Origin of the sequence: Streptomyces sp. NPDC058773 (assembly GCF_042746015.1) — a bacterium.
In the GTDB taxonomy this organism is placed as follows: Bacteria; Actinomycetota; Actinomycetes; order Streptomycetales; family Streptomycetaceae; genus Streptomyces.
Map to the genome: position 1 here is coordinate 1 of NZ_JBHYPE010000088.1, position 8,051 is coordinate 8,051.

Annotated in this window: 6 protein-coding genes; all 6 read left to right on the plus strand. The window is 70.9% G+C overall.

Annotation, left to right across the window (positions count from 1 at the left end; genetic code table 11):
• Positions 1–390 precede the first annotated feature (390 nt).
• The 6 genes from ACFW5B_RS34940 to ACFW5B_RS34965 all read left to right on the plus strand — a co-directional run bounded on the left by ACFW5B_RS34940 (position 391) and on the right by ACFW5B_RS34965 (position 7,947).
• Positions 391–2,310 (plus strand): acyl-CoA dehydrogenase family protein, encoded by a 1,920-nt coding sequence (locus tag ACFW5B_RS34940; protein WP_386449058.1) that lies wholly within the window; start codon positions 391–393, stop codon positions 2,308–2,310.
• 140 nt (positions 2,311–2,450) lie between these two features.
• Positions 2,451–3,725: a 1-deoxy-D-xylulose-5-phosphate reductoisomerase gene (gene dxr / locus ACFW5B_RS34945; RefSeq protein WP_386449061.1), complete on the plus strand. Its 1,275-nt coding sequence runs from the start codon at positions 2,451–2,453 to the stop codon at positions 3,723–3,725.
• On the plus strand, positions 3,722–5,023 hold the full coding sequence (locus tag ACFW5B_RS34950; RefSeq protein WP_386449064.1) for a M50 family metallopeptidase: 1,302 nt from the start codon (positions 3,722–3,724) through the stop codon (positions 5,021–5,023). Before dxr ends, ACFW5B_RS34950 begins: the two co-directional genes overlap by 4 nt.
• A gap of 172 nt (positions 5,024–5,195) precedes the next feature.
• Positions 5,196–6,353, plus strand: a complete 1,158-nt coding sequence (gene ispG, locus ACFW5B_RS34955) for a flavodoxin-dependent (E)-4-hydroxy-3-methylbut-2-enyl-diphosphate synthase (RefSeq protein ID WP_386219861.1) — start codon at positions 5,196–5,198, stop codon at positions 6,351–6,353.
• A gap of 187 nt (positions 6,354–6,540) precedes the next feature.
• Entirely contained in the window at positions 6,541–7,386 is an 846-nt protein-coding gene (locus ACFW5B_RS34960) for a GNAT family N-acetyltransferase (RefSeq protein WP_386449067.1), read from the plus strand.
• Positions 7,387–7,410: 24 nt separating this feature from the next.
• Positions 7,411–7,947 carry a GNAT family N-acetyltransferase gene (locus ACFW5B_RS34965; protein ID WP_386449070.1) on the plus strand — a complete coding sequence of 179 codons (537 nt, stop codon included), beginning with the start codon at positions 7,411–7,413 and terminating at the stop codon, positions 7,945–7,947.
• Positions 7,948–8,051 lie beyond the last annotated feature (104 nt).

Consider the following 8,051-nt stretch of genomic DNA (forward strand, 5'->3'; position numbering starts at 1 on the left):
GCTCCGGCACCCTGTTCCGGAGCGCGCCGCGTCCCCCGTTTCCGGCACGGTCTCCCCGCCGTGCCGGATCTTGACCGTACGGGACGGGCCCCCTCCGCTTCCTCCTGTCTGAGAGGGAGCCGCGGCAGCACCGCAGGGGGGAGACATCGCCGCGCGTACACCCTTCGTGGTACGCCGCACCCCCCGAAGGGCGGAGGGCGGCCGGCCGGCCCGCCACGATGCCGGGGCGTATGTCCCGCTTGGTGCGCGCCGGCTCGAATCCGTGGCCGCGCCGGGTAGCTCCAGTGGTGCAACCCGTGCGGATCGGGTAACTCTCACAAGTAGCGCTGTCCAGCGGCCGACCGGCCCGCCGGCGCTGAACTCCCGACCCAGCGGCGAGGTGAGCTCCTGATGACCGCTCCATCCATCCGCAACGTTTCCGAGCGCGAAGCACGCCAGGTCGCCGAGGCGGCCCGCGAGCAGGACTGGCGCAAGCCCAGCTTCGCCAAGGAACTGTTCCTGGGGCGTTTCCGGCTCGACCTCATCCATCCGCACCCCACCCCGGCCGTCGACGACGTGCGCCGCGGTGAAAAGTTCCTCGCCACGCTCCACGAGTTCTGCGAGAACGAGGTCGACGGCGCCCGGATCGAGCGCGAGGGGCAGATCCCGGACGAGACCGTCGACGGGCTCAAGGCGCTCGGCGCGTTCGGGATGAAGATCGACCCCAAGTACGGCGGCCTCGGCCTCACACAGGTCTACTACAACCGGGCGCTGTCCCTGGCCGGCACCGCCAGCCCCGCCATCGGCGCACTGCTCTCCGCGCACCAGTCGATCGGCGTACCGCAGCCGCTGAAGCTGTTCGGCACCGAGGAGCAGAAGGAGACCTTCCTGCCCCGCTGCGCCCGTACGGACATCTCGGCCTTCCTGCTGACCGAGCCCGACGTCGGCTCGGACCCGGCCCGGCTGGCGACCATGGCCGTCCCGGACGGCACGGACTACGTCCTCGACGGCGTGAAGCTGTGGACCACCAACGGCGTGGTCGCCGATCTGCTGGTCGTGATGGCACGGGTGCCCGCCTCCGACGGCCACAAGGGCGGCATCACGGCCTTCGTCGTCGAGGCGGACTCGCCCGGCATCACCGTCGAGCACCGCAACGCGTTCATGGGCCTGCGCGGTCTGGAGAACGGTGTCACCCGCTTCCACCAGGTACGCGTCCCGGCCGCCAACCGCATCGGCCCCGAGGGCGCCGGCCTGAAGATCGCGCTGACCACCCTCAACACCGGACGGCTGTCGCTGCCCGCGATGTGCGTCGGCTCCGGCAAGTGGTGCCTGAAGATCGCCCGGGAGTGGTCGGGTGCCCGCGAGCAGTGGGGCCGCCCGGTCGCCCGGCACGAGGCAGTCGGCGCCAAGATCTCCTTCATCGCCGCCACCACCTTCGCCCTCGAAGCGGTCGTCGACCTCTCCTCCCAGATGGCCGACGAGAACCGCAACGACATCCGCATCGAGGCCGCCCTCGCCAAGCTCTACGGCTCCGAGATGGGCTGGCTGATGGCCGACGAGCTGGTCCAGATCCGCGGCGGCCGCGGCTTCGAGACCGCCGACTCGCTCGCCGCCCGCGGCGAACGCGCGGTCCCCGCCGAGCAGATGCTGCGCGATATGCGCATCAACCGGATCTTCGAGGGCTCCACGGAGATCATGCATCTGCTGATCGCCCGCGAGGCGGTGGACGCCCACCTGTCGGTCGCCGGTGACCTCATCGACCCCGACAAGACCCTCGCCGACAAGGGCCGGGCGGCGGCCCGCGCCGGCGGCTTCTACGCCCGCTGGCTGCCCAAGCTCGTCGCCGGACCGGGTCAGCTCCCGCGTACCTACCAGGAGTTCGGCCGCCTTGCGGGGCATCTGCGGTATGTCGAGAGGACCTCCCGCAAGCTCGCCCGCTCCACCTTCTACGCGATGTCCCGCTGGCAGGGCCGGATGGAGACCAAGCAGGGCTTCCTCGGCCGGATCGTCGACATCGGCGCCGAACTCTTCGCGATGAGCGCCGCCTGCGTACGCGCCGAGTACCTGCGGGAGACCGGTGAGCACGGCCGGGAGGCGCAGCAGCTCGCCGATGTGTTCTGTCAGCAGGCGCGGATCCGCGTCGAGGAGCTGTTCGGCCGGCTGTGGAGCAACACCGACGAACTCGACCGCAAGGTCGTCTCCGGCGTCCTCGACGGCAGCTACGCCTGGCTGGAGGAAGGCATCGTCGACCCCAGCGGCGAGGGCCCCTGGATCGCCGACGCCACTCCCGGCCCGAGCATGACCGACAACGTCCGGCGGCCCATCCGCTGAACGTCCCCCGGCCGCACGCCCGGGGCCGGTCCGCCAGCGATCCGCGGAACCGGCCCCGGGGCACGTGCCGTACGGCCCCATGATCCGTTTGACCGCCCTGGGTGCCCCGGTCCCCGTGCCGACCGGCCACAATGGACCGCATGACGGACTCCCTCGCCCACCCGCACCTGCGTTTCGAGCCGGCGGCCACCGACCCGGACGGCCCGCGCGGCCCCCGCTCCATCGTGATCCTCGGCTCGACCGGATCGATCGGCACCCAGGCGATCGACATCGTGCTGCGCAACCCCGACCGGTTCCGGGTGACCGCGCTCTCCGCGGCCGGCGGCCGGGTCGAGCTGCTCGCCGATCAGGCGCACCAGCTGCGGGTGACCACCGTCGCCGTGGCGCGCGAGGAGGCGGTGCCCGCGCTGCGGACGGCGCTGGCGGACCGCTACGGCGCGGGCGAACCGCTGCCGGAGATCCTGGCCGGCCCCGACGCGGCGACCGACCTGGCCGCCTCCCCCTGCCACACCGTCCTCAACGGCATCACCGGCTCCATCGGCCTCGCCCCCACGCTCGCCGCCCTCAAAGCCGGCCGGGTGCTCGCGCTGGCCAACAAGGAGTCGCTGATCGTCGGCGGCCCGCTGGTCAAGGCGATCGCCGCGCCAGGCCAGATCATCCCCGTCGACTCCGAGCACTCCGCGCTCTTCCAGGCGCTGGCCGGCGGCGAGCGGGCCGAGGTCCGCAAGCTGGTGGTCACCGCCTCCGGCGGCCCCTTCCGCGGCCGCACCAGGCGCGAGCTGGCCGACGTCACGCCCGAGCAGGCGCTGGCCCACCCCACCTGGTCGATGGGCCCGGTCGTCACGATCAACTCCTCGACCCTGGTCAACAAGGGCCTGGAGGTCATCGAGGCGCATCTGCTCTTCGACGTCCCCTTCGACCGCATCGAGGTCGTCGTCCATCCGCAGTCCTACATCCACTCGATGGTGGAGTTCACCGACGGTTCCACGCTCGCCCAGGCCAGCCCGCCCGACATGCGGATGCCGATCGCACTGGGCATCGGCTGGCCCGAGCGGGTTCCGGACGCCGCCCCCGGCGTGGACTGGACGAAGGCGCAGACCTGGGAGTTCTTCCCGCTGGACGAGGAGGCCTTCCCCTCCGTCCCGCTGGCCTGCCATGTCGGTGATCTGGGCGGCACCGCCCCCGCCGTGTTCAACGCTGCGAACGAGGAATGCGTGGATGCGTTCCTCAAGGGCGGGCTGCCATTCACAGGGATTGTGGATACGGTCGCCGCAGTGGTCGCCGAGCACGGCACGCCCGCGCAGGGAACCTCCCTGACGGTCGCGGACGTCCTGGAGGCGGAGACCTGGGCGCGCGCCCGCGCCCGCGAACTGGCCGCCCGTGCGGCACGGACACCTTCGGAGGCTCGCGCATGACGACCTGGATGACCATCCTCGGCATAGTCGTCTTCGTCGTCGGCCTGCTGTTCTCCATCGCCTGGCACGAGCTCGGCCACCTCTCCACGGCCAAGATGTTCGGCATCCGCGTGCCGCAGTACATGGTGGGCTTCGGACCGACGATCTTCTCCCGCAAGAAGGGCGACACCGAGTACGGCATCAAGGCCATCCCGCTCGGCGGCTACATCCGCATGATCGGGATGTTCCCGCCCGGGGACGACGGAAAGCTCCAGGCCCGCTCCTCCTCGCCGTTCCGCGGCATGATCGAGGACGCCCGCTCGGCGGCCTTCGAGGAGCTCCAGCCCGGCGACGAGAAGCGGTTCTTCTACACCCGCAAGCCCTGGAAGCGCGTCATCGTGATGTTCGCCGGGCCGTTCATGAATCTGATCCTGGCGGTCGTGATCTTCATGAGTGTGCTGATGGGCTTCGGCATCAACACCCAGACCACCCAGGTCGGCTCGGTCTCGGAGTGCGTGATCTCGGCCGCGGCCAAGACCGACAAGTGCCCGGCCGGCGCCAAGGACTCCCCGGCGAAGGCCGCGGGCCTGCGGGCCGGCGACAAGATCGTCTCGTTCAACGGCCACCCGGTCCCGGACTGGGGCGCCCTCCAGCAGCAGATCCGCGACACCACCGGGCCCGCGACGCTCGTTGTCGAACGGCACGGGGCCCGCCAGACCCTGCACGCCGACCTCATCGAGAACAAGGTCGCCAAGACCGACGGCCGCGGCGGCTACGTCCCCGGCGAATTCGTCACGGCAGGATTCCTCGGCTTCACCCCGGCCAGCGGCGTCGTCCAGCAGTCCTTCGGCCAGTCCGTCGACCGCATGGGCAACATGGTCCAGCAGGGCGTCTCCTCGCTGATAGACCTGCCGGCCAAGGTCCCGGACCTGTGGGACGCGGCCTTCAACGGTGGCGAGCGCAAGGCGGACTCCCCGATGGGCGTGGTCGGCGCGGCCCGGGTCGGCGGCGAGGTGTTCTCGCTCGACATCCCGCCGGAGCAGCGAGTGGCGACCATGCTCTTCCTGGTCGCCGGCTTCAACCTCTCGCTGTTCCTGTTCAACATGCTGCCGCTGCTGCCACTGGACGGCGGGCACATCGCCGGCGCCGTGTGGGAGGCGATCCGGCGGGCCTTCGCCAAGATCGTCCGGCGGCCCGACCCCGGCCCCTTCGACGTCGCCAAGCTGATGCCGGTCGCATACGTCGTCGCCGGGATCTTCATCTGCTTCACGCTGCTGGTCCTCGTCGCCGACGTGGTGAATCCGGTGAAGCTGACCTGAAAACAGGTTTGGCGGCGGCCGGGCCCCTCCGTGGCGTTTGGAGGTGTCCGGCCGTCTCCGTTCGTGGCGCGACACGGGCGCGATGTGCTTGCCGCGGCCGTGGTGCCGTAATCTCGAAGACCGGAGCCCGCCGCTGCGGGGCCTTGATCCACACCTTGGGGTTGCTCGCCAGATGACTGCCATTTCACTGGGAATGCCGGACGTACCGACCAAACTTGCCGACCGACGGGTCAGCCGCAAGATCCAGGTCGGCCCGGTCGCCGTGGGCGGAGACGCACCGGTCTCGGTGCAGTCGATGACGACCACACGCACGTCCGACATCGGCGCGACGCTGCAGCAGATCGCCGAGCTGACGGCCTCCGGCTGCCAGATCGTCCGGGTTGCCTGCCCCACGCAGGACGACGCCGACGCGCTGCCCGTGATCGCCCGGAAGTCGCAGATTCCGGTCATCGCGGACATCCATTTTCAGCCGAAGTACGTCTTCGCCGCGATCGACGCCGGCTGCGCCGCGGTCCGGGTCAATCCCGGCAACATCAAGCAGTTCGACGACAAGGTCAAGGAGATCGCCAAGGCGGCCGGCGACGCCGGCACCCCGATCCGGATCGGCGTCAACGCCGGCTCCCTCGACCGCCGCCTGCTCCAGAAGTACGGCAAGGCCACCCCCGAGGCGCTGGTCGAGTCCGCGCTGTGGGAGGCCTCCCTCTTCGAGGAGCACGGCTTCCGCGACATCAAGATCTCGGTCAAGCACAATGACCCGGTCGTGATGGTCAACGCCTACCGCCAGCTCGCCGCCCAGTGCGACTACCCGCTCCACCTCGGCGTCACCGAGGCCGGACCGGCCTTCCAGGGCACGATCAAGTCCGCGGTCGCCTTCGGCGCACTGCTCAGCGAGGGCATCGGCGACACCATCCGGGTCTCGCTCTCCGCGCCGCCCGCCGAGGAGGTCAAGGTCGGCATCTCCATCCTGGAGTCGCTCAACCTCCGCCAGCGCCGACTGGAGATCGTCTCCTGCCCGTCCTGCGGCCGCGCCCAGGTCGATGTCTACAAGCTCGCCGACGAGGTCACCGCGGGCCTGGACGGCATGGAGGTGCCGCTGCGCGTCGCCGTCATGGGCTGCGTCGTCAACGGCCCCGGCGAGGCCCGCGAGGCCGACCTCGGCGTCGCCTCCGGCAACGGCAAGGGCCAGATCTTCGTCAAGGGCGAGGTCATCAAGACCGTCCCCGAGTCGAAGATCGTCGAGACCCTCATCGAAGAGGCCATGAAGATCGCCGAGCAGATGGAGAAGGACGGCATCGCCTCCGGCGAACCGACCGTGGCCATCGCCGGCTGACCCACGGCACCACCGCCCCGCAGCACCACCGCCGAGCCCCGCCGCCCGCCCCGGGCCGCGGGGCTCCGCGCTGCCCGGGAGAATCCGCCCCCGCAGCGGCCGGGTGCTCCCCGCAGGCGCGAGGTAAAGTGCCAAGACCTGCTCCCGCCTGGCCTCCCAGGCCCGTAACGGTGAGGCTTTCCGACACGTGCTGACGACCACCGCCATCAAGGTCCTCGAGCCGGGGGAACTCGACGACGCCCTCGCGGTCCTCGACCGCGATCCGGTCGCCAATGCCTTTGTCGCCGCCCGTGTACAGGTCGCCGGTCTCGACCCCTGGCGGCTGGGCGGCGAGATGTGGGGCTGGTACGTGGACGGCCGCCTGGAGTCGCTCTGCTACGCCGGCGCCAACCTCGTCCCGGTCTGCGCCGGCTCCGAGGCCGTCCGCGGCTTCGCCGAGCGCGCCCGCCGCCAGGGCCGCCGCTGCTCGTCCATCGTCGGCCCGGCGGAAGTCACCGCCGAACTCTGGTCGCTGCTGGAGCCCTACTGGGGACCGGCCCGGGAAATCCGTGCCCACCAGCCCCTGATGGTCACCACCACACCGTCCGCCGAGATCGCCCCCGACCCGGACGTCCGGCGGATCCGCAAGAACGAGATGGACCTGATCATGCCCGCGTGCGTGGCCATGTTCACCGAGGAGGTCGGCATCTCCCCGATGGCCGGCGACGGCGGGCTCCTCTACCAGGCCCGGGTCGCCGAACTCGTCGGCGCCGGCCGCTCCTTCGCCCGGATCGAGAACGGCAAGGTCATCTTCAAGGCCGAGATCGGCGCCGCCACCCAGCGGGCCTGCCAGGTCCAGGGCGTCTGGGTCGACCCCGCCTACCGCGGCAAGGGCCTCTCCGAGACCGGTATGGCCGCCGTGCTGCGCTACGCCCTCAGCGACGTCGCCCCCGTCGTCAGTCTCTACGTCAACGACTTCAACACCGCGGCCCGCGCCTCCTATCGCCGGGTCGGCTTCGAGGAAGTCGGAGCGTTCATGAGCGTGCTGTTCTGACGCACCGCCTTGTACGCTCCGGGCATGGATGACGTCGCGGTCGGCCCCCTTGATCTCGCTGCCCGCGTGGACGACGCGCTGGCCGTCCAGGCGCTCGCCTTCGGGCTGAGCGACGAGGAGGTCGCCGTCCGCCGGCACATCGTGCTGCGCCACCTCCGCTGCCCCGGCGCCCGCGCGCTCGGCGCCACCACCCCCGACGGCCGGCTGGCCGGCTTCGTCTACGGCATGCCCAACGACCGCGCCCACTGGTGGTCCACCGTCGTCGAGCCCTACCTCCGCAGCGAGGGCCTGGACCACTGGCTCGATGACTCCTTCACCATCACCGAGCTGCACGTCCACCCCGCCTACCAGCGCCGCGGCGTCGGCCGCGCACTGATCACCCGCATCACCGACGAGGCCGCCGAACCCCGCTCCATCCTCTCGGCCATCGACACCGAAAGCCCCGCCCGCCGCCTCTACCGCTCCCTCGGCTACCAAGACCTGGCCCGCCGCGTCCTCTTCCCCAGCGCCCCCACCCCGTACGCGGTCATGGGCGCCCCCCTCCCCTTGAAGCACCCCTGACCGGTCCCGCAGAGGACACCAAGCGCCCACCCCCACCACCTCACACCCACCCACCCACGGGAGGGGACGGGCCGGAGGGGCAGGGTGTCCGGACGTAAAGCGAA